The following is a 22,141-nucleotide window of genomic DNA, read 5'->3' on the forward strand; positions in this document are numbered from 1 at the left end:
TATAGAAATATTAAATACTTTATAAATGGTACTATTCAATACTTGTAAAATTGAAAATCAAAAAAAAATAAATTTAAAATTTAAAAAGTTATTTGTGAAACTTTGTGTTTGTAGTTTATTTTTAATTATGTCTTGTAATAACTCAAAAATGAATACGCAATCTGTGATAAAGGAGCCAGTAGAGGAGGTTGTAACTGGTAAAGCCGAAACTAAAAAATTACCTCACCAAAATATGAAAAAATTAGGGCTAATTGGAGGTACTTCCTGGCATTCAACCGTTGAATATTATGCTACAATTAATCAATCTGTGAATGCTTATTATGGTAATAATACAAATCCGCCTTTAACGGTTTACACAATAAATCAGGCAGAAATTCATAGGTTTCAAAAAGAAAATAAATGGGATTCTATAGCTGATTTATTAACAGAAGGAGCGTTTAGTTTACGTAAAGGAGGGGCTGAATCTGTAATGTTTTGTGCAAATACGCCTCATAAAGTATTTGATATTGTACAAAGTCAATTAGATTTTCCAATTATTCATATTGGTGATGCTACGGCAAAAGCTATTCTTAAAAAAGATGTTAAAAATGTTGGCTTTTTAGGAACAATTTATACAATGGAAGGTGATTTTATAACCAAAAGAATAGCTGATAACGGAATAAATGTTTTAGTGCCGGAAGAAAAGGAAGTACTTATTGAGTTGCAAAGAATTATTGAAGAAGAACTTACGTATGGTGTGGTTAAGCCTGCATCTAAAAGTTATGTGCTTAATGTTATTAAAGGTTTGGAAGATAGAGGTGCAGAAGGAGTTGTTTTAGGTTGTACAGAATTTCCTTTAATGATTTTTGATGAAGATTTAGAAATTCCAACTTTTGATACAACAGAAATTCATTCTATGGCTGCTGTAGATTTTATTTTAGGTAATTAATACCTTTTAAATTGTAATACAATTTTGGTTTCTATAATTTGCCTTATATTATTTCGTGCTTTACGGAAAAATATAGGGCAAAATATTTTATTAAAAACATGTTCTTTTGAAGTAACATATATACAAGCTTTATTCAAATTTCTACGTTCTATCTTAATATTAAACTAAACATTATTAGTTTTAATATTCTATCGATTACTTCTCTTTTTTTTAGTAAAAATAAGCACTATATTTTTTTAAATTATTATTGGTAATACATGTTTTTTAAGCATTACCTATGTAAAAAGGGTTTCTCTAAAGCAATACTGGTTTTAGTGATATCATCTTTTTTATAAACTTAAATTACTGGTTATTTAGAATTTTATGTTAATTGTTGAGTAATTGCAACAATACTACCCTGTTTTTGAGAATTTCTGAATTTAAATAATTAATAGGTTTGAAGTAACCATTCGTTGTAATGGTAAAACCAAATTATAAACTAATTATTAAATCAATGAAATTAAAACTAAGTGCTTTGTTGTTGCTGTTTTGTAGTTTTATGTCTTTAACGGCTCAAACAACAATTACAGGGACAATATCAGACGAGACAAGTTTAACTCTTCCGGGAGTTAATATTTTGGTAAAAGGGACAGATAGAGGTACAAATTCTGATTTTGATGGAAAGTATTCTATTAAAGTTTCTAAAGGTGAAATTTTACAATTCTCATTTGTAGGTTTTGTAAATCAAGAAGTTGTGGTTGCGGATAAAAACGTAATAGATATTGTCTTAAAAGAAGATGCTCAACAATTAAATGAAATAGTAATAATAGGATATGGTTCTACTACAAAGAAAGATCTGGTTTCTTCTGTTTCTTCTGTAAAAGCAGATGTATTAGAAAATCAACCAGTTGCAAGATTAGACCAAGCATTACAAGGTAGAGCAACAGGAGTTTCTGTAACCTCTAATAGTGGAGACCCAGGTTCTGGTTCTACAATTAGAATTAGAGGTAATAGTTCTATTAATGGAAATAATAATCCATTATATGTTATAGACGGATTTATTGTAGGTACAGATTTTAACTTAAATACTTTAAATGTAAATGATATTAAATCTGTGGATGTTTTAAAAGATGCTACTGCATTGTCTATTTATGGAACAAGAGGTGCTTCTGGAGTTATTTTAGTAACGACTAAAAATGGTACAGAAATTTCAAAAGGAAAACCAAGAATTAGTCTGAATCATTATTATAGTGTGCAGCAAGTAGCAAATGAGGTCGATCTTTTAAACGGAGAAGATTATGTAAATTATATTAATGAGGCAGGGCAATTTAACCCGAACTTAAATAATGGTTTTGGAGGGACCGATCCTACTTTGCCTTTGTTGTTTAGTGAGCCTGGTGAAATTGAAACTACAGATTGGTTAGATATTGCAGCTCAAACAGGTTATGTTAGAAATACAGATTTATCTATAATGGGGAATTCAGAAAATTCTAATTATTATATTTCTGTTAATCATTTTGATCAAGAAGGAATTTTAAAAGGTTCTGGATTAGAGAGAGTTACTTTTAGAACGAATTTAGATGTAAGGCTTTCAGATAAATTTAAAACAGGTATCCGTTTAAATGCAACACATTATAAAAAAGAAAATAATAAAGTCAATTATTCAAGTATTGTCTCTTCAGTTTTACCTATTAGAACTGTCTATGATGAAAATGGAGATTATACGGGTGTAAACCCAATAAGTTCTTCAACGGAAAGAAACCCGGTAGCAGATGCTAATTTAAGAGTGGATCATGATTTAGTTACCAAGCTTATTACAAATGCTTATCTTGAGTATGAGTTGTTTGAAAACTTTAAATTGAAGTCTACTTTTGGTGCAGAAATAACACATACAAAATACAACGATTATCTTCCGGGAGCTTTACCTGATAGACAGATTTCTAATGGTGGAACGGGATATGCTAATATAGCTACAAATTATGCTAAAAGTATTTTGAATGAAAATACGTTTACCTATGATTTAGGTTTAGAAGATCATTCTGTTAAGTTGTTAGGTGGGTTTACATGGCAAAAGGATACGAATGAAAGCACTGTTTCTCAGGCAGATGGTTTTCCTAATGATGCTGTTTTGTTTAATAATCTAGCTTTAGGTGATGCAACGCTTTATTATGCAAATTCTGGATATGGTCAAAGAACATTAGCTTCTTTTTTAGGTAGGGTAGATTATGGTTATAAAAGTAAATATCTTTTAACTTTAGTTGGTAGATACGATGGCTCTTCTGTTTTTGAAGAAGGTAGCAAATATGCCTTTTTTCCATCTGTGGGGCTTGCTTGGAATGTAAGTGATGAGGCTTTTTTAGAAGATATAGATGTAATTGATAAATTAAAAGTTAGAGGTAGTTATGGTATTGTTGGTGAACAAGGAGTAAATTCTTATAATTCTATTGCAACGTATAATAACACTATTAATATTTTTAACGACAATGTTGTAAATGGTGTTCAGTTGGGATCTGTACCAAGTGAAGGATTAACATGGGAAACGACAAAACAGTTAGATCTTGGTTTTGAAGTTAGTTTTTTAAAGGATAGAATTTCTTTTGAAGCAGATTACTATTTAAAAACTACCGAAGATTTACTTTTAGCAAAAGCTTTATCTGCACAAGCAGGAGGTGGTACTCAGTTGCAAAATGTAGGTTCTGTAGAAAATAAAGGTTTTGAATTTTCATTAAACACCATTAATGTGGAGAAAAAGGATTTTTCTTGGAATTCAACATTAACAATATCTACAAACAAAAGTAAAGTTTTAGAGTTAGATGGTAGAGATTATTTAGATTTACAATCTACAGGTAACCAGGGTGGTACTTCTGCAAGACTTATTGTTGGAGAGTCTATGCCAGTTTTTATTGGACTTAAATACTTAGGAACTTATAAAAATGAAGATGAGATAATTGCAGATGGTAGAAAAGGAATGTCTTTTATTGGTGGTCCTAGGTTTGAAAATTTAGATGATAACCCTACCTGGAATGATGAAGATGCTGTTATAATTGGTAGTCCAGAACCAGATTTTTATGGAGGTTTTAGAAATACATTTACTTACAAAGGTCTTTCTTTAGATGTCTTTTTTCAAGGTCAATATGGTAATGATATCTTCAATATAAGAACACAGGCATCTTATTACGGAAGAGGAGAGCAAAATTTAGATTCTAGAGTGTTAAATCGTTGGCAAGAAGGGGTAAATGAAACTTCAGATATACCTAGAGCGGGTGCTTCTACAAGTTTATTCAATCCTAATAGTACTGTTAATATAGAGGATGGTTCATTCTTAAGATTAAAAACAGCTACTTTAAATTATAATCTTCCATTAGATAAAATAGGATTAGAAAATACATTAAGCGCATTTAATGTATATGTAACCGGTACTAACTTGTTTTTATTATCTAAATTTAAATTAGGAGATCCAGAAACAAGTAATTTTAGTGCTAGTAGTGGGTTAGGTTCAGTATCTCAGGGTTTTGCTTCTGGTACTTACCCTTATGCTAAATCTGTTACATTAGGATTAAAAATGGAATTTTAAAAAAATAATAAAATGAAAAATATATTAAAAAATAAAGTTGTTCTAGTCTTACTAGGTTTATTTGCTTTAATTTCTTGTGATGATTTTCTACAAGAAGATTTAAGAGATGCAATTACTCCTGGAAATTTTTTCAATAATGACAAAGAGGCAGAATTAGCTGTAAACGGAATTTATAGAATATACCATAATAATAACCTATATGCACAAAGAGGTTTAGATGATTATTACACGCATGGTGCAGATGTTGTTGGTCCTAATAGAAATGTAAATGGATCTATACACAATTATTTAATTGCAGAAGGTGTAGCAGACGGAAACGGTGTATGGTCTCAATTGTATGAAGTTGTAAACGGAACAACAGAGTTTTTAGCAAATATTGACGGTAATGAAAAACTTACGGAAGCTAATAGAAATCAGGCGGTTGGAGAGTTACTGTTTTTAAGAGCTTTGGCTTTTTATCATTTAACAAATTTATGGGGAGATGTTCCTTATTTTAGAGAAATGTTAAACCCAATTGAGGCTGGAGAATTAGGGCGTTATGATAAAGACCTAATTAGAACAGATATGAAAGCAGATTTAGAAAGAGCGGTAAGTTTATTGCCATCTACATATTCTGGTTCAGATTTAGGAAGAGCAACAAAGTGGGCGGCTTATGCTTTAAAAGCAAAATTTCATTTATTTGATAAAGAGTGGTTATTGGCAAAAAATGCTTGTGATGAGATTATAAACAATTCTCCACATACTTTATTACCTAATTATGCAGATGTTTTTAATCAATCAGATCCTGCTAATTCAATAAATAACGAACACATTTTTATCATCGATTTTAAGTCAGATGAGGTTTCAACTACAAGAACCGATGATTATAATCCTCGAATAAGAGATGAGCCTTCAAATAGAAATGATGATGCTTTTGATGAATTTGGAGTACCTGTTTTAAAAACGAATGGTACACAAATGAAAAGATGGGAATACTTTCAAAGTGTAATGTTAGAGCAGGAGGAAGATATGCAGGGTTATGGATGGTCTGTCCCTTTACCAGAATTAGCAGATAAAAATAACTGGCAAGATGGAGATTTGCGTTATGATGCAACTGTAGTAACCGAGTATTTAGGATTTGAACTTGCGTTTCCATATTTCAGAAAAAATTGGAACTTAGATCAAGTGAATTCTTTAAGAGGGAACCACCATGAAAATTATATTGTTTTTCGTTTAGCAGATATTTATTTAATGGCTGCTGAGGCAGAAAATGAATTAAATGGTCCAGGAACTGCGTATTCTTATGTAAACGAAGTTCGTAAAAGAGCTTTTGAACCAGATCAGCCTTGGAGTGGAATGTCTCAAACATCTTTTAGAGAAGCAATGTATGATGAAAGAAAGTTTGAACTTTCTGCAGAAGGACATAGAAAAATGGATTTAATTAGATGGGGGATTTTATTAGATGTGGTTAAAAGTACAGAACATAGAAGTTGGAATAATCCGGCAGCTAATATTCAGTCATATCATGTGTTACTTCCAATACCACAAGCACAAATAATATTGAATGCAAATTTATTAACATCAGATCCTTCTAATAACGGTTATCGTTAGGATGTAAGAAGTTTTTAGTAAAGAGGTTGTTTAAAAAGTTAGTTTCTTGTCATTCTGAATTTATTTCAGATTCTTATGAAGGTTAAACTTCAGTGCGACAGGATTTATTTCTTTCTATACGGCCTCTTTTTTTTGGGGAATATTTGTCACTTAATTTTTTAATAAATAAAATACCATTTAAAAAGCATGCTTTTTAAATGGTATTTTATTTATTAAAAAGATAGATAGTTAAACAATAATCTCAAACAAAAAGTATAATATCCTTTAAGGTAATTGATAAAAGGAATGTAATGAGCTCCTTGTAGAGATAGTTAAAAGTACTAAATGTTTATCTTTGATATTTTAATATTGTTTTTGTAAATCTACTTTGTTCGCTAATTGCTTTAAGATTAAAGTTTTTTTCAATCAAAAAAACAAAATGAACAAAGAAATTATCGTTTTTTATTGAAAATTAAAATCGTTTTCCAATACCGATTCCTATGGCCCAAGTACCTAAATCATTTGCACGATAATCGTATAAGACGGTAGGAGAAACATCCCAATGATTTCCAAATTCTATTTCATATTCCAGGCCTGTTCTTATAATAAAAAGATTCTCTTGTTTTTCCAACTCAACACCTGTACCTAATACTAAGACCCAGTTTTTGTGAAACTTATAAAGTGCATCTAGAGTTAAAACTACAGGGTATTCCTTTTCAACAAAAATTTCATGTTCTTTTTCTATTTCAAAAGTTTCAAGTTCTAAATCATTGTGTAAACCCACTCCCCATTTTTCATTAATCCAATATTCTAAATCCAATCCAATAGTAGGTACAATAACAGTTTTATTTCCATCGGATGTAGAGGTGGGAATATATGTATGGCTTAATACGGGGCTAACTCTAAAGTGTTTAAAGTGATTTTCTTGTGCGGTAGTAATAAAACTAATAAAAGTAAATACGATTATTAAAATGGCTTTTTTCAAAATTATTTTTATTTAGGCAGCAAAAATAACTATAAAAATAAATGCCAAATATGATATATGTTATTTTTTTAAGAAATATTTAGAAAATATTTAAATTGCTGTAATGTCAATTTAAGTCTTTAAGTAGTATTCTTTGTTTATGGAGTTTCTTAAACTGAGAGGGCGATTTTTGTAAGAAGTTATAATTTCGACAACTTTTAGACTTGATTCAATTTTCGATTTGATTTGTAGTTTTTGTAAAATAAAAAAGCAGAATATTTTTTAAAATATTCTGCTTTTTGTCGGGGTGGCAGGATTCGAACCTGCGACCTCCTCGTCCCAAACGAGGCGCGATGACCGGGCTACGCTACACCCCGAAAATTGATACATCAATTTGCGAGTGCAAATATAGAATAATATTTATATATTTAATGAAAATTTAATTTTATTTTTAAAAAAATGAAGCAATCTATTTATTTCTTTTTCGTCTATTTTAGTTTTATTGTATTTGGGTTTTCTCAAAGTAAAGAGTATGAGTTAATTGTGCCTAATTTAACAAATCCTTGGGGTTTTACTTTTTTACCGGATAACGCTATGTTAATTACAGAGAAAGAAGGAAAGCTAATTCATTTTAAAGATGGAGTAAAAACAGAAGTAAAAGGTGTTCCAGAAATTTACCTGAGAGGTCAGGGTGGATTTTTAGATATTGAGTTGCATCCTAATTATCAAAACAACAATTGGATATACTTTACCTACGCATCATCCGAAGGAAAAGGAAGTGGTGGAAATACCAGTTTAATGAGAGCAAAATTAAAAAACAATCAATTAATAGATAAACAGGTCTTATACAAAGCAAGTCCTAACTCTTCTAGAGGACAGCATTTTGGTTCTAGAATAACTTTTGATGAAGAAAACCATGTTTATTTTAGTATAGGAGATAGAGGAAATAGAGATGAATTTCCGCAAGATATTACAAAAGATGGCGGAAAAATATATCGGTTAAATGATGATGGTACTATCCCTAAAGACAATCCTTTTGTAAGTGTTAATAATGCAAAAAAAGCAATTTATAGTTATGGACATAGAAATCCACAAGGGATGGAAGTGAATCCAGAAACAAAAGAAATTTGGTCTCACGAACATGGTCCGAAAGGAGGAGATGAAATAAATATTATTAAAATTGGTAAGAATTACGGTTGGCCTAAAGTGAGTTATGGTGTTAATTATAGTGGTACTAAATTTACAGATAATACTTCTTTGCCGAATATGGAAAACCCCATTTATTATTGGACACCCTCTATTGCACCAAGTGGTATGGTTTTTATCAACAGTAAAAAATATGGTAAATGGAACGGTAATTTATTAATTGGTTCTTTAAAGTTTCAATATTTAACAAGATGTATTTTAAAAGGAAATAAAGTTTTTAAAGAAGTAAAAATGCTTAAAGATATCGGGAGAGTCCGTTCTATAGAACAAGGTTTAGATGGTTTTATATATGTTGGTGTAGAAAATTTAGGGATTATTAAATTACTCCCAGAATAATATTTCAATTTTATAAACTTATTTTTCCATTGTTAAAACTTATAAACAATCGTGTTATAAAGGAATAAAAAAGAATATTTTTGTTATCCATAATCAAATAAATTTAAAATGTCAGATACAATAGAAAAAATAAAATGTTTAATTATTGGTTCTGGTCCTGCCGGTTATACCGCAGCAATATATGCAGCTAGAGCAGACATGAAACCTGTAATGTATACAGGAATGCAAATGGGAGGGCAATTAACAACTACAACCGAGGTTGATAATTTTCCGGGATATCCAGAAGGTACAGATGGTACTGCAATGATGACAGATTTACAAAAACAAGCAGAACGTTTTGGTACAGAAGTTCGTTTTGGTTTGGTAACAAGTGTAGAATTAAGTGACAAAGTTGGAGGAATTCATAAAGTTATTGTGGATGAGTCTAAACATATTGAAGCAGAAACCATAATTATTTCTACAGGAGCTACTGCAAAATATTTAGGTATAGAGAGTGAGCAGCGTTTAATTGGTGGTGGAGTTTCGGCTTGTGCTACATGTGATGGTTTTTTCTATAAAGGACAAGATGTAGTTGTTGTTGGTGCAGGAGATACTGCAGCAGAAGAAGCTACATACTTATCTAATATTTGTAGTAAGGTTACTATTTTAGTTCGTAAAGATTTTATGAGAGCTTCTAAAGCGATGCAACATAGAGTTAATAAAACTAAAAATATTGAAGTTTTATACAACACAGAAATTGATGAGGTTTTAGGCTCTAATGTAGTAGAAGGTGTAAGAGCAATTAACAATCAAACAAAGGAAACTACGGATATTGCAGTTACTGGAGTTTTTATTGCAATTGGTCATAAACCTAATTCAGATTTGTTTAAAGGTGTTTTAGATATGGATGAAACTGGGTATTTAATTACCAAAGGGAAATCTACAAAAACAAATTTACCAGGAGTCTTTGCAGCTGGAGATATTCAAGATAAAGAATACAGACAAGCAGTAACTGCCGCAGGTACAGGTTGTATGGCAGCTTTAGATGCAGAGCGTTATTTAGGTGCTTTAGAATAGAGTATTTTAAATATAGCATAAAAAAAGAGATTACATTAAAATGTAATCTCTTTTTTATTTATCTTTTAAAGAAAGTCTTTAAACAGTTACAGAAGCTTTCATAGATTTTCTGTAAGTAAAAGAGTTAAAAATATTTCTTTTACCAAAGTTGTTCATTGATTTCGCATTTACAAATTTTCCAAAAAGTATTTTACTAACACCAAAGTATTCGTATTTATTACCATCTGTAAAAGTTACTTCTAATAACATACTTTTGTGATGCCAGTCTGCAACTTGAAACTCTGTAATAGTTGTTTTATAAGCATCTAAATTAGCTGCTTTAGTTTCTGGAGCTATACTTACTAAGAAATGATACCCATCTATAATTTGAGTACTCATAAGATCTGCTTCCTCCTTTTTAGCATCATCGGTAAATTTATCTGGATGCCATTCCTTAACTAAACCTCTATAAGCTTTCTTTAAATCTTTTAAATCTATAGGACCTTCTACTTTAAAAAGTTTTTTATATTCTTTAATACGTTTCATTCGTGTGTTTTCAAATTGCGTGCAAAAGTATTGATATTAAATGGATTATAATGCAATAAAAGTTTATTAAATTATAAAGAGAGTTTTTAAAGGTTTAATTTCTTTTAATTAGAACAAATTTATCGCTCCCTAAAACAGTTTTTTTTATTGTTAAAGTTGATAGTTAACTGATTTTTATCATTTTATTACCAGGTTTTCTTTCGCATCTTTAGAGATATCTTTAAAGTATTTTATTATGAAAACGAGCATTTCTTATTTCGAAACCAAAACCGAATTTCGTCTGTTTGTAACGAAGTCATTTTCAAGTTTAGTAAAATTAAAAAAGGAAGAAAAACAAATCGATTTTAATCAATTGGTTTTAAGAATTTTACCTGAAATTAGAAAGTATGTAAATCAAAGATTAAATACAGCGATAAAAAAAGGTCACTTTTCTAAAAAAAAATATAAAGCAGATGATATTATAGATCAACTTTTTATTACTATTTATGATACTATTGATGAAGTAGAAAATGAAGGTGATTTCTATTTATGGTTGTATAAAAAAACGAATGATTTATTAGAAGACGTTATTGTTGAAGAAGAGTTTAATGAATTGTTTTTCAAAAACATTGATGATTATTCTAAACCAGATTGGGATGAAATGCAAGAAGAATTTAGCATAGACGGAGAGGGAGATTTATTACTGTTAGAAGAAATAGATGATGTTACTTATTCAGATAACGAATATAGCTTAGATCATGTATTTGTAGAAGATGATGAGAAAGATTTGGTAGATAAATTAGATACGCAATTAGGGGAAGATAAGGTGAATGCACATATAGAATTAGTACTGCACAATATGCCTGCTGCGATGCGTATTGTTTTCTATTTATTTACAAATCAAAAATTAAAAATAGAGGAAATTGCAGAAATACAGAAAAAGTCAATTCCAGAAATAGAAAAACTTCTAAGTGATGCTAAAAAAGCAATACAAAGAAGTTTGTTTAATAGATATTCTGTATCTGATTAATATTTTAAAACGGAGGTTCTTAAATCACTTTTTATATGATTGATAAAAAAATCAATTTAATAAGAAGTGATTTTTTTATGACGAATAGAGTCTTTTTGAGAATCGGTCCAATTATAGTTTCCTTCATAAAGACCTTTTGTTTCCCAATCACCATACATTGGGTTTGGTAAAACAATATATTTATTCCCAAAAGAAGTATGTAAACTATCAGTGTTTTTATTCCTCTTATCAGTAGTGCTATTTTCGAATATTGATGAAAAGTCAGACAAATTATCACCTAATAATAATACAATTTCATGGGTTTTGTTTACGTGACTTCTTCTTGTTCCTTTTTCGCTATTATTCGTTTTTAAAAGTACATGAGTTTCATCAGCAAAAGGGAAGCCTTTTAATTGTAGGTTTTCGATGGTTTCTTTTGTCTGTACTGCAGATCTGTTAGAGATGTAAAATATGGTTACATTTTTGGTTTCAGCGTATTTAAAAAAAGCGAGTGCTCCTGGTATTGCATTTGCTTTTTTCTGTGCTACCCATTCTGCCCATCGATCTGATGTGTAGTTTTCATCTAACTCAATTTGTTTACCAGAATACGGACTGTTGTCTAAAAGAGTTTCGTCTATATCTGTAACAATAGCTATTGGCTTTTCAGAATCATTATTGGCAAGAATTTGATCTAATCTAAATTGTGCCAAATTATATGCTTGGTAAGTTAACGCTTTGTATTCTGCAGCATTTTGAACCCATAATAAAGATTGTATGGTATGCTCTTTAATAGGAGTATTATTTATAGTTTGTTGTTTAATTGTGGTAATCTGAGTTTTACATCCTAAAAAGATGAATGCAGCAAAAAGAGAAAAAAATATTTTATTTTTCATTATTAATTATGTTTTGTAAATACTAAAGTACTTCAAAATTAATATAATTTTAATTATTCTATGAATGTTTAGGGTATAAAAAAAACCATCAAAAAAAATGATGGTTTTTACAACAAACAACTAATTTTTAACCTAAAAGTAAGATTAATTTTTTATTATATAATGATAGTCAGTTGAGTTTGAAGAAGAATTTGAAAACTTCGACAAACTCAATTTGACATCAAGAGTTTTTAGAAACAGTATTTATTTTCAGTTTTTACTTTTTCTGCGATTTCGTTACGTAAATCTACAATATCTGGGTAGTTTTGGTACTTCGTAAAACGTTTTAATCCCATTAACATCATACGCTGTTCATCACCTTCGGCAAAAGAAATAATACTTTCTTTCCCTTTTTCTTCAATAATATCTACTGCATGATATAAGTATAATTTAGACATTGCAATCTGTACAGATTGTTCAGCTTCACTAGTGCGTTTTACATTTTTCTCTGTTCTTAAAATAGCTGATTCTGCCATATAGATTTCTATTAAAATATCTGAAGCAGCAATTAATAACTGTTGATGTTTTTCAATTTCTGGACCATATTTTTGAAGTGCTGCACCTGCAACCATTAAAAATGTTTTCTTTAATTTAGAAATCATTAGTTTTTCTTCAGAAAATAATTCAGAAAAATCAGGTGTTTCAAAAGAAGGAATACCCATTAAGCTATTTGCAACTTCTGTTGCAGGGCCTAATAAATCAACATGACCTTTCATCGCTTTTTTAATTAGCATTCCTACAGAAAGCATTCTGTTAATTTCGTTGGTTCCTTCGTAAATACGAGCAATTCTTGCATCTCTCCAAGCAGATTCCATTGGGGTTTCTTCAGAGAATCCCATTCCACCAAAAATTTGAATTCCTTCGTCCGCACAATTTTGTACATCTTCAGAAACGGCTACTTTTAAAATAGAACATTCAATAGCATATTCTTCTACACCTTTTAATTCTGCTTCTTGATGTGTGTTTCCAGCTTCTACTCTTAACGCAATTCTATCTTCAATATCTTTAGAAGCTCTATAAGTTGCAGATTCGCCAACATAAGAATTCGTTGCCATTTCTGCTAATTTTACTTTAATAGCACCAAAATCTGAAATAGGAGTTTTAAATTGTTTACGTTCGTTTGCATATTTTACAGCATGTGTAACAATTCTTCTTTGAGAGTCTAAACAAGCAGCAGCTAATTTAATTCGCCCAACATTTAAAGCATTCATGGCAATTTTAAAACCTTCCCCACGTCCTGCTAACATGTTTTCTACAGGAACTACAGTATCATTAAAAAATACTTGTCTTGTAGATGAAGCTCTAATTCCTAATTTATGTTCTTCTTCTCCTAATGTAATTCCATTAGGGTTTTCTTTATCAAATTCAACAATAAAACCAGTTATATTTTTATCACCTTCTATACGCGCAAAAACAATCATTAGACGACAAAAACCTGCGTTAGAAATCCACATTTTTTGACCGTTAATTTTGTATGATTTTCCATCAGCAGATAATTCAGCGGTAGTTTTACCAGAATTTGCATCCGATCCAGCACCTGGTTCAGTTAAACAATAAGCTCCAAACCATTCTCCAGTAGCTAATTTTGGAACATATTTTTGTTTTTGTTCCTCTGTACCGTATAAAGTAATTGGCATAGTTCCAATTCCCGTATGTGCACCAAAAGCAGTACTAAAAGAACCTGTTCCAGAAGAAATATAATCGCAGGTTAAAACCGTAGAAACAAACCCCATTCCTAAACCCTCATAAGCTTCAGGAACTGCTACTCCTAAAAAACCTAATTCACCAGCTTTACGCATTACTTCTTCTGTAAGTGCGTAATCTTTTGCTTCAAAACGTGCTTTATGAGGAATAATTTCTCTGTCATTAAATTCAGTAACAGCCTCTTTCATCATTTGTTGCTCTTCAGAAAAATCTTCTGGAGTAAATATATCTTCACAGTTTGTTTCCTTAACAAGGAATTGACCACCTCTTAATAAATCTGCCATATTTTTGTTTTTTTTAGATTATAGAAGAAAGAAAATAGAAAAAAGACCATTATTGGAGGTTCCTTTGAAATCCCATAGTCATTCGTTGGAATTCTTCTATTTTTTCTTCAATTTTTTTTAAAATAATTTCAGTAATATACTGCCTATGTTTTGCTACTAATAGTTGAGTTCCTAATTCAAAAGAAGAGCCTAAAGAAATATCTAAGAAATGACTGAAAGATTTATTCGTTCTAGAAGAACCTTCAGCAATATTACTTGGCATAGACACAGAACATCTACTTATTTGTGAACTTAAATCATATCTTTCATGCTTTGGAAAGTTTAATAACAAGTCAGAAATATCATTTGTAACCTCTAAACCGAGTTTCCAAATTTTTAAATTCTTGTAATTATGTCTTTGCTTAGCACACATCTATTTATCTCTTATCTTTTTTCTTTGTTCTCTTTTTTATTTTATGAAAGAAATTCAAAAACACCCGCAGCACCTTGTCCTGTACCAACACACATTGTAACCATTCCGTATTTGTTTTTCATATCGCGTTTACGCATTTCATCAAATAACTGCACAGATAATTTTGCTCCTGTACAACCTAAAGGATGTCCTAATGCAATGGCACCTCCATTAACATTTACAATGTCTTGGTTTAAATCTAACTCACGCATTACTGCTAAAGACTGAGAAGCAAATGCTTCATTCAATTCAATTAGCTCTATATCTTTTTGTTGTAAACCAGCTTGTTTTAAAACTTTAGGGATTGCAGCAACAGGCCCAATTCCCATAATTCTTGGTTCTACACCCGCAGCAGCATAATTTACTACTCTTGCAATTGGTTCTAGATTTAATTCTTTCACCATTTCTTCACTCATTACCATAACAAAAGCAGCACCATCACTCATTTGTGATGAGTTACCTGCAGTTACACTTCCACCAGCAGCAAAAACCGGACGTAATTTATTTAAAATAGCTGTTGAGGTTCCTGCTCTTGGACCTTCATCTTTATTTACGGTATACTTTTTTTTAGCTTTCTTTCCGTTTGCATCTAAATAAGTTTCTTCAACTTCTATAGGTACAATTTGGTCTTGAAAACGGTTTTCTGCTTGCGCTTTTAAAGCTTTCATATGAGAATTAAATGCAAATTCATCCTGATCTTCTCTAGAAACTTTAAATTGGTTTGCAACTGCTTCAGCCGTGTTTCCCATTCCCCAATAATAATCTGCATGACCAGATTTAATGGTGTCATAATTCAATTCTGGTTTAAAACCTGTCATTGGAACCGAACTCATGCTTTCTGCACCTCCGGCAATAATACAACTCGCCATTCCTGCATTAATTTTAGCTGCTGCCATGGCAATTGTTTCTAATCCTGAAGAACAGAAACGGTTTACAGTTACACCAGGCACATCCACAGAGTTTAATCCTATTAAAGAAATAAATCGTGCCATGTTTAATCCTTGTGCTCCTTCTGGCATTGCATTACCAACCATAACATCATCGATGCGCTTTACATCTAAATTTGGAATTTCTTTCATCATGTGCTGAATGGTTTCTGCACCTAATTCGTCTGCTCGTTTAAAGCGAAAAACACCTTTTGGAGCTTTTGCAACGGCAGTTCTGTATGCTTTTACTATATATGCTGTTTTCATTTTTTCTTGATTTTTAGATTATTGGATTTTCAGATATTTAGATTTCTAACAATCGAGAAATCTAACGTTCTAATAATCTAATTTCTTAATGGTTTTCCAGTTTTTAACATCGCTTGAATTCTCTCTAACGTTTTTCTTTCCGTACAAAGTGATAAAAACGCTTCTCTCTCTAAATCTAATAGATACTGTTCTGTAACTAAAGTAGGTTCAGATAAATCTCCTCCTGCCATAACATAGGCAAGTTTATTGGCAATTTTCATGTCATGTTCAGAAATATACTTAGAATGTTCCATAGAATCTGTTCCTACTAAAAACATACCTAAAGCTTGTTTTCCTAAAACTTTTACATCTGTTCGTTTAACAGGTTGAGTATAACCACTTTCTGCCATTAATTTAGCGTGTGCTTTTGCAGTTGCTATTTGTCTGTCTTTATTAACAACGATTGCATCTTTTCCTTTTTGAAGTAAGCCTAAATCGAATGCTTCATACGCAGAAGTAGATACTTTTGCCATACCGATGGTTAAGAAATTTTCTTGTAAAATGTTTAGCTCAACATCTCCTTTTTGAAAAGAATCAGATGCTCTTAAAGCCATTTCTTTAGAGCCACCACCACCAGGAATTACACCAACTCCAAATTCGACTAATCCCATATAGGTTTCTGCTGCTGCCACAACTTTATCTGCATGTAAAGAGATTTCACAACCACCACCTAAAGCCATTCCGTGCGGAGCAGAAATAGTTGGAATAGATGAATAACGCATACGCATCATGGTATCTTGAAAATATTTAATGGCATAGTTTAATTCATCATATTCTTGCTCCACAGCCATCATAAAAATCATACCAATGTTTGCCCCAACAGAAAAGTTTGCTGCTTGGTTACCAACAACCAAACCTTGAAAATCTTTTTCTGCTAAATCTATTCCTTTATTAATTCCGGCTAAAACATCACCACCAATGGTATTCATTTTAGATTGGAATTCTATATTTAAAATTCCGTCTCCAATATCTTCTATAACAACACCAGAGTTTTTAAAAACTTCGTTTGATTTTCTAATGTTATCTAAAATAATAAAACCATCTTGACCCGGTTTTTTAGTTTGAGATTTCTTTGGAATGTCATAAAAGTACGTTGCGCCTTCTTTTACTGTATAGAATGATGAAACTCCACTTGCTAACATTTCTGTTACCCAAGTTGCAGGTTCTGCTCCTTCAGCTTTCATTAACTCAATCCCTTTTTCTACACCAATTGCATCCCAAATTTCGAAAGGACCATTTTCCCAACCAAAACCAGCTTTCATTGCATCATCAATCCTGTAGAGTTCATCAGAAATTTCTGGAATTCTATTTTGAACGTACGCAAACATTGCAGAAAAGTTCTTTCTGTAAAATTCACCCGCTTTATCTTTTCCGCCAACTAATATTTTGAAACGGTCAATTGGCTTATCAATCGTTTTCGTAAGTTCTAAAGTTGCAAATTTTGCTCTTTTAGAAGAACGATATTCTAAAGTATCTAAGTCTAAGGTTAAAATTTCTTTTTTACCTGCAGCATTTACTGTTTTTTTATAGAAACCTTGTCCCGTTTTACTTCCCAACCATTTGTTTTCCATCATAGTGTTGATGAAATCTGGAAGTTTAAATAGATCATGAGCTTCATCATCAGGACAGTTTTCATAAATTCCGTTAGCAACGTGTACCAAAGTATCTAAACCAACAACATCAACAGTTCTAAAAGTAGCAGATTTTGGACGACCAATAACCGGTCCTGTTAATTTATCAACTTCTTCAACAGTTAAGCCTAATTCCTTTACTTGATGGAATAAAGATTGAATACCGAAAATTCCAATTCTATTCCCAATAAAAGCAGGAGTATCTTTTGCTAAAACAGAAGTTTTACCTAAAAATTTTTCTCCGTACATCATTAAGAAATCAGTAACTTCTTGTTTACAATCTGGACCAGGAACAACTTCAAAAAGTTTTAAATATCTTGGAGGATTAAAAAAGTGAGTAACCGCAAAATGCTTTTGGAAATCTTCACTTCTTCCTTCATTCATGAATTTTATAGGAATACCAGAAGTATTAGAAGAAATAATAGTCCCTGGTTTTCTGTATTTTTCTAGTTTTTCAAAAACTATTTTTTTAATGTCTAGTCTTTCTACAACAACCTCCATAATCCAATCTACATCAGCAATTTTTGCAATATCATCATCTAGATTACCTGTGGTAATTCTGTTTGCAAATTTTTGATTATAAATAGGAGATGGTTTAGATTTTAGGGAAGCTGTGAGTGCATCATTTACTAAACGATTTTTTACAACTTTGTCTTCGAGGGTTAGTCCTTTAGCTTTTTCTTTGTCGTTTAATTCTCTTGGTACAATGTCCAATAAAAGAACTTCAACTCCAATGTTTGCAAAATGACAAGCAATTCCGCTTCCCATAATTCCAGAGCCAATGATTGCTACTTTTTTAATTCTTCTAGTCATTTGTTTTTAAAATTTTTTGACGTATGATTTAAAAAGAAATAAGATGTAAGACTTTTGTTTTCAGTCTAATTATCTCAGGTCATTCAGTCTTTAGTCAATTTTGTTATACTGCTTTATTTTTGTTGGCATTTTCGTAAATATCTTTGTCTGCAATTAGTTTGTTAATGGTAGATGTTACTTTAAAAAATCCTGCTAAATCTTCTTCAGAAACATTTTCCATTACGGTTTCATTAAACTGTATTACATACGCTTTAGATATTTTACGCATTTCTTTGCCATACTCAGTTAATTTGATGATGACACTTCTACCGTCATCTGGGTTTTTCTCTCTAGAAATAGCACCTTTATCTTCCATCGTTTTTAATATTCTAGAAAGACTTGTAGGTTCCATTCCCATTAAAGGGCCTAAAGCTGTAGATGGTGTACCGTTTAGCTTGTCTATATTTAATAAAACAAATGCGGTAGCCATTGTACTATCATGTTTTACGGCCTGCTCGTTATACACTTTAGCTACTGCTTGCCAAGTTGCTCTGAGCTCATGATCTATTGATTTTAGTTTATTCATTATGTCAAATATATAAAAATTTATTATGCATGCATAGTAAATTTGTAAAAAGTTATGCGTGCATAGTAAATTTTAACAAATAATTTAGCGTTTTTAAGGCCAGAAACTTATGTTTCTTAAGTTACATTTTATAATTATTATCTAAAAGGAGGCCTTTTGTTTTAATTAATTGAAGTCTTTTTAAATTATATTGTAACGTTTTATCAAGTTTTTATACTAATCTTTTTAAAATATGTAAGTTTGTGATTACTGAGAACTTTCAGAAAAAAATTATTAAGAGGCAATGAAAAATTTATTAGAAGTTAATAATGTTGTAAAAAATTATGGTGATTTTAGAGCATTAAATGATGTTTCATTACATATACCTAAAGGATGTGTTTTTGGATTATTAGGTCCAAATGGAGCAGGAAAAACATCTTTAATTAGAATTATAAATCAAATAACAATGCCAGATAGCGGATCTATTATTTTAGATGGAGAAGTATTGGCACCGCATCATACAGCACAAATTGGTTATTTACCAGAAGAACGTGGTTTGTATAAATCTATGAAAGTAGGGGAGCAAGCCTTGTATTTAGCACAATTGAAAGGATTGAGTAAAGCCGAAGCGAAAAAACGTTTAAAATATTGGTTTGATAAATTTGATATTTCTGCTTGGTGGAATAAGAAAATTGAAGAACTTTCTAAGGGAATGGCACAAAAAGTTCAATTTATTGTTACGGTAATGCACAATCCTAAATTATTAATTTTTGATGAACCTTTTTCTGGGTTTGATCCTATAAACGCGCAATTAATTGCCAAAGAAATTTTACAACTTCGTGACGAAGGTGCAACCATCATTTTTTCGACCCACAGAATGGAATCTGTAGAAGAAATGTGCGATGAAATTGCTTTGATAGATAAATCGAACAAAATTTTAGACGGTAAGTTAGACGATATCAAGCGTCAATTTAGAACACATACGTTTCAAGTTGGCCTGCATACGGAGCATCCTAAAGAAGTAGAAGCGAAATTAAAAGAGAATTTTGAGGTTTTTCCATCAAACTTTAAATTATTGAATGATAGTTTAACCATGAATATAAAATTAACAGAAGGGAATTCTGCAAACGATTTGTTATCATTTTTAACAAGTAAAGGAGAAGTACAGCATTTTGTAGAATTGATACCAAGTGCAAATGATATTTTTATTCAGGCAATAAATAAAAACAGTTAAGAAAATGAGCAAGTTAAAATTAATAATAGAACGCGAGTTCATAGCAAAGGTTCGTAATAAATCATTTATAATGATGACTTTTTTAAGTCCGTTATTGATGATTGGTATGGGAGCTTTGGTTTATTTTCTGATGCAAAAAAATGATGAGAAAGTTAAAGAAATTGTTTATGTAGATAATTCTGGAATGTTCTCTAAAGAAGATTTTAAAGATTCTAAAACCATTCATTATACAGATTATACTGCTTTAGGAATCGAAGAAACAAAGAAAAAAGTAGAAGATGGTAATTATTACGGAGCATTAATTATCCCAAAACAAGATAGTTTAGAGTTGTTGGCAAAATCTATAGAATTTTATTCTACAGATTCCCCAGGAATGTCTGTAATGAGTTCTATGGAAAATAAGATTGAAACTAAAATTAGGCACCTAAAACTGAATAATTTTGGTATTGATATAGAGAAAATAGAAGCTTCTAAAATTAATACAGATATTAAAATGTATAATTTTTCTGGTGAAGAATCATCCAAATTAATAAACGGATTAAAAATAGGAGTTGGAGCTATAGCTGGTTACTTATTAATGATGTTTGTAATGATTTATGGTACTTCTGTAATGAGAAGTGTCATTGAAGAAAAAACAAGTAGAATTATAGAAATTATTGTTTCGTCTGTAAAACCATTCCAACTGATGTTGGGTAAAATTTTAGGAAATGCCTCTGCAGGTTTATTGCAGTTTCTAATATGGGGAATTATACTTTTTGTGATTTCTATAGTAGCGTCTTCTGTATTTGGAGTAGATATGGTAGAAATGCAATCTGCAAGAGTACCTGCAGAACAAATGGAAGCTGTAAAGCAAGCAACAGCTGGAGATAAAGGTCAGATGATTGTACAGGAAATTTTGAAACTACCAATTTTAAAAATGTTTGTATTATTTATTTTTTACTTCCTAGGTGGTTTTATGCTGTATAGTTCTTTATTTGCAGCTGTTGGTGCCGCGGTAGATAATGAAACGGATACACAACAATTTATGATGCCAATAATGTTACCTCTTATTTTAGGAGTTTATGTTGGTTTCGCAACTGTAATAAATGATCCTCATGGTTCTATTGCTGTGTTGTTTTCTCACATTCCGTTTACAAGCCCTATTGTAATGTTAATGAGAGTTCCTTTTGGAGTTTCTTGGTATGAATTGGTTATATCTATGGCATTATTAATGGTTACTTTTGTATTTATGGTTTGGTTAGCGGCTAAAATTTATAGAGTAGGTATTTTAATGTATGGTAAAAAGCCAACTTATAAAGATTTATATAAATGGTTAAAATATAAAGGGTAATACTAATTTTAATGAGAGAAATTCTAGATTTATTAAACAAAAACTACGAAATTACCAATGCTTTTAGTTTAAGTATTATGGATGTTATTGTTTTGACAATTACTTTAGCAATAGCATATACGGTGCTTAAATTGTTCAAAAAATTTGTTAATAGAAAATTACAGCCAGAGAATGAATTAAAAGTACGAAGTATTTTTTCTTATTTAAGTTGGATCATCTATGTAGTTATTTTTTTAGTAACTATGAGTAAAATGGGGGTAAACTTAACGGCTCTTTTTGCTGCATCTGCAGCACTTTTAATTGGTGTTGGTTTAGCTTTACAAACGTTGTTTCAAGATATTATTTCTGGGGTATTTATAATGATAGATAAATCTGTTCGTGCTGGGGATATTATTGAACTAGAAGGAAAGGTTGGTAGAGTAGAGGAGATAAAATTAAGAACCACAAGAGCAGTCACTTTAAATAATAAAGTATTGATAATTCCTAATCATTTATATTTAACCAACAGTTTGTATAATTGGACGCAAAACGGAAATACAACAAGAGAATCTGTAAAAGTTGGTGTTGCTTATGGTAGCGATGTGCAATTGGTAAAAGAGTTATTAATTAAAGCGGCAAAATCTCACCCAAGTGTTTTAATAAATCCACCAGTTTCTGTTCTTTTTGAAGATTTTGGAGATAGCTCTTTAAATTTTAAAGTAGTATTTACGCTCTCAGATAGTTTTAAAGCACAATTTCCACAAAGTGATATTCGTTTTGAAATTGATAGATTATTCAGAGAACATAAAATTTCAATTCCATTCCCTCAGAGAGATCTACATATTTATTCTAATGCGCAAGAATTGGTTAAATAAGAATTAA

17 protein-coding genes and 1 tRNA gene are annotated in these 22,141 nt (G+C 30.8%); 9 read left to right on the forward strand and 9 right to left on the reverse strand.

Going from position 1 to position 22,141, the window contains the following annotated elements:
• The first annotated feature begins 148 nt into the window (after positions 1-148).
• The 3 genes from H0I29_RS10815 to H0I29_RS10825 all read left to right on the forward strand — a co-directional run bounded on the left by H0I29_RS10815 (position 149) and on the right by H0I29_RS10825 (position 6,071).
• Positions 149-928, forward strand: coding sequence for an aspartate/glutamate racemase family protein (locus H0I29_RS10815; RefSeq protein ID WP_218752297.1), 780 nt, complete (start codon positions 149-151; stop codon positions 926-928).
• A gap of 493 nt (positions 929-1,421) precedes the next feature.
• Positions 1,422-4,481, forward strand: coding sequence for a TonB-dependent receptor (locus H0I29_RS10820; RefSeq protein ID WP_218752299.1), 3,060 nt, complete (start codon positions 1,422-1,424; stop codon positions 4,479-4,481).
• A 12-nt stretch (positions 4,482-4,493) separates the two neighbouring features.
• A complete protein-coding gene (locus tag H0I29_RS10825) occupies positions 4,494-6,071 on the forward strand; it encodes a RagB/SusD family nutrient uptake outer membrane protein (protein WP_218752301.1) in 1,578 nt (525 codons plus the stop codon).
• 451 nt (positions 6,072-6,522) lie between these two features.
• On the opposite strand, the gene H0I29_RS10830 is transcribed toward H0I29_RS10825, so the two are convergent.
• Together H0I29_RS10830 and H0I29_RS10835 are read right to left on the reverse strand one after the other, a co-directional pair.
• Positions 6,523-7,035 (reverse strand): hypothetical protein, encoded by a 513-nt coding sequence (locus tag H0I29_RS10830; protein WP_218752303.1) that lies wholly within the window; start codon positions 7,033-7,035, stop codon positions 6,523-6,525.
• Positions 7,036-7,316: 281 nt separating this feature from the next.
• A tRNA-Pro gene (locus tag H0I29_RS10835) sits at positions 7,317-7,391 on the reverse strand.
• Positions 7,392-7,473: 82 nt separating this feature from the next.
• Here H0I29_RS10835 and H0I29_RS10840 point away from each other — a divergent pair.
• Both H0I29_RS10840 and trxB read left to right on the forward strand, forming a co-directional pair.
• Positions 7,474-8,556 carry a PQQ-dependent sugar dehydrogenase gene (locus tag H0I29_RS10840; protein ID WP_218752305.1) on the forward strand — a complete coding sequence of 361 codons (1,083 nt, stop codon included), beginning with the start codon at positions 7,474-7,476 and terminating at the stop codon, positions 8,554-8,556.
• Positions 8,557-8,664: 108 nt separating this feature from the next.
• Positions 8,665-9,612 carry a thioredoxin-disulfide reductase gene (gene trxB / locus H0I29_RS10845; protein WP_218732774.1) on the forward strand — a complete coding sequence of 316 codons (948 nt, stop codon included), beginning with the start codon at positions 8,665-8,667 and terminating at the stop codon, positions 9,610-9,612.
• 78 nt (positions 9,613-9,690) lie between these two features.
• On the opposite strand, the gene H0I29_RS10850 is transcribed toward trxB, so the two are convergent.
• The gene (locus H0I29_RS10850; protein ID WP_165732937.1) at positions 9,691-10,137 is read right to left on the reverse strand and encodes a KTSC domain-containing protein; all 447 of its coding nucleotides are present in this window, start codon (positions 10,135-10,137) and stop codon (positions 9,691-9,693) included.
• 235 nt (positions 10,138-10,372) lie between these two features.
• Here H0I29_RS10850 and H0I29_RS10855 point away from each other — a divergent pair, with 235 nt between their 5' ends.
• On the forward strand, positions 10,373-11,146 hold the full coding sequence (locus tag H0I29_RS10855) for an RNA polymerase sigma factor (protein ID WP_218752307.1): 774 nt from the start codon (positions 10,373-10,375) through the stop codon (positions 11,144-11,146).
• A 56-nt stretch (positions 11,147-11,202) separates the two neighbouring features.
• On the opposite strand, the gene H0I29_RS10860 is transcribed toward H0I29_RS10855, so the two are convergent.
• The 6 genes from H0I29_RS10860 to H0I29_RS10885 form a co-directional block, all read right to left on the reverse strand.
• Positions 11,203-12,018 carry a 5'-nucleotidase, lipoprotein e(P4) family gene (locus tag H0I29_RS10860; protein ID WP_218752309.1) on the reverse strand — a complete coding sequence of 272 codons (816 nt, stop codon included), beginning with the start codon at positions 12,016-12,018 and terminating at the stop codon, positions 11,203-11,205.
• A gap of 230 nt (positions 12,019-12,248) precedes the next feature.
• The gene (locus H0I29_RS10865; protein WP_218752311.1) at positions 12,249-14,045 is read right to left on the reverse strand and encodes an acyl-CoA dehydrogenase family protein; all 1,797 of its coding nucleotides are present in this window, start codon (positions 14,043-14,045) and stop codon (positions 12,249-12,251) included.
• A gap of 49 nt (positions 14,046-14,094) precedes the next feature.
• Positions 14,095-14,457, reverse strand: a complete 363-nt coding sequence (locus H0I29_RS10870; protein ID WP_218752313.1) for a four helix bundle protein — start codon at positions 14,455-14,457, stop codon at positions 14,095-14,097.
• A gap of 41 nt (positions 14,458-14,498) precedes the next feature.
• Positions 14,499-15,689, reverse strand: coding sequence for an acetyl-CoA C-acyltransferase (locus H0I29_RS10875; RefSeq protein ID WP_218752315.1), 1,191 nt, complete (start codon positions 15,687-15,689; stop codon positions 14,499-14,501).
• A 77-nt stretch (positions 15,690-15,766) separates the two neighbouring features.
• Positions 15,767-18,172, reverse strand: coding sequence for a 3-hydroxyacyl-CoA dehydrogenase/enoyl-CoA hydratase family protein (locus H0I29_RS10880; RefSeq protein ID WP_218752317.1), 2,406 nt, complete (start codon positions 18,170-18,172; stop codon positions 15,767-15,769).
• Positions 18,173-18,275: 103 nt separating this feature from the next.
• A complete protein-coding gene (locus H0I29_RS10885) occupies positions 18,276-18,737 on the reverse strand; it encodes a MarR family winged helix-turn-helix transcriptional regulator (protein ID WP_208888610.1) in 462 nt (153 codons plus the stop codon).
• A gap of 283 nt (positions 18,738-19,020) precedes the next feature.
• Here H0I29_RS10885 and H0I29_RS10890 point away from each other — a divergent pair, with 283 nt between their 5' ends.
• The 3 genes from H0I29_RS10890 to H0I29_RS10900 are packed head-to-tail and all read left to right on the forward strand — an operon-like array spanning position 19,021 to position 22,134.
• Positions 19,021-19,950 (forward strand): ABC transporter ATP-binding protein, encoded by a 930-nt coding sequence (locus H0I29_RS10890; RefSeq protein WP_218732781.1) that lies wholly within the window; start codon positions 19,021-19,023, stop codon positions 19,948-19,950.
• A gap of 4 nt (positions 19,951-19,954) precedes the next feature.
• Positions 19,955-21,280: an ABC transporter permease gene (locus tag H0I29_RS10895; RefSeq protein ID WP_218752319.1), complete on the forward strand. Its 1,326-nt coding sequence runs from the start codon at positions 19,955-19,957 to the stop codon at positions 21,278-21,280.
• 11 nt (positions 21,281-21,291) lie between these two features.
• On the forward strand, positions 21,292-22,134 hold the full coding sequence (locus H0I29_RS10900; RefSeq protein WP_218732783.1) for a mechanosensitive ion channel family protein: 843 nt from the start codon (positions 21,292-21,294) through the stop codon (positions 22,132-22,134).
• Positions 22,135-22,141 lie beyond the last annotated feature (7 nt).

The organism is Polaribacter sp. R2A056_3_33, assembly GCF_019278485.1.
GTDB lineage: Bacteria > Bacteroidota > Bacteroidia > Flavobacteriales > Flavobacteriaceae > Polaribacter.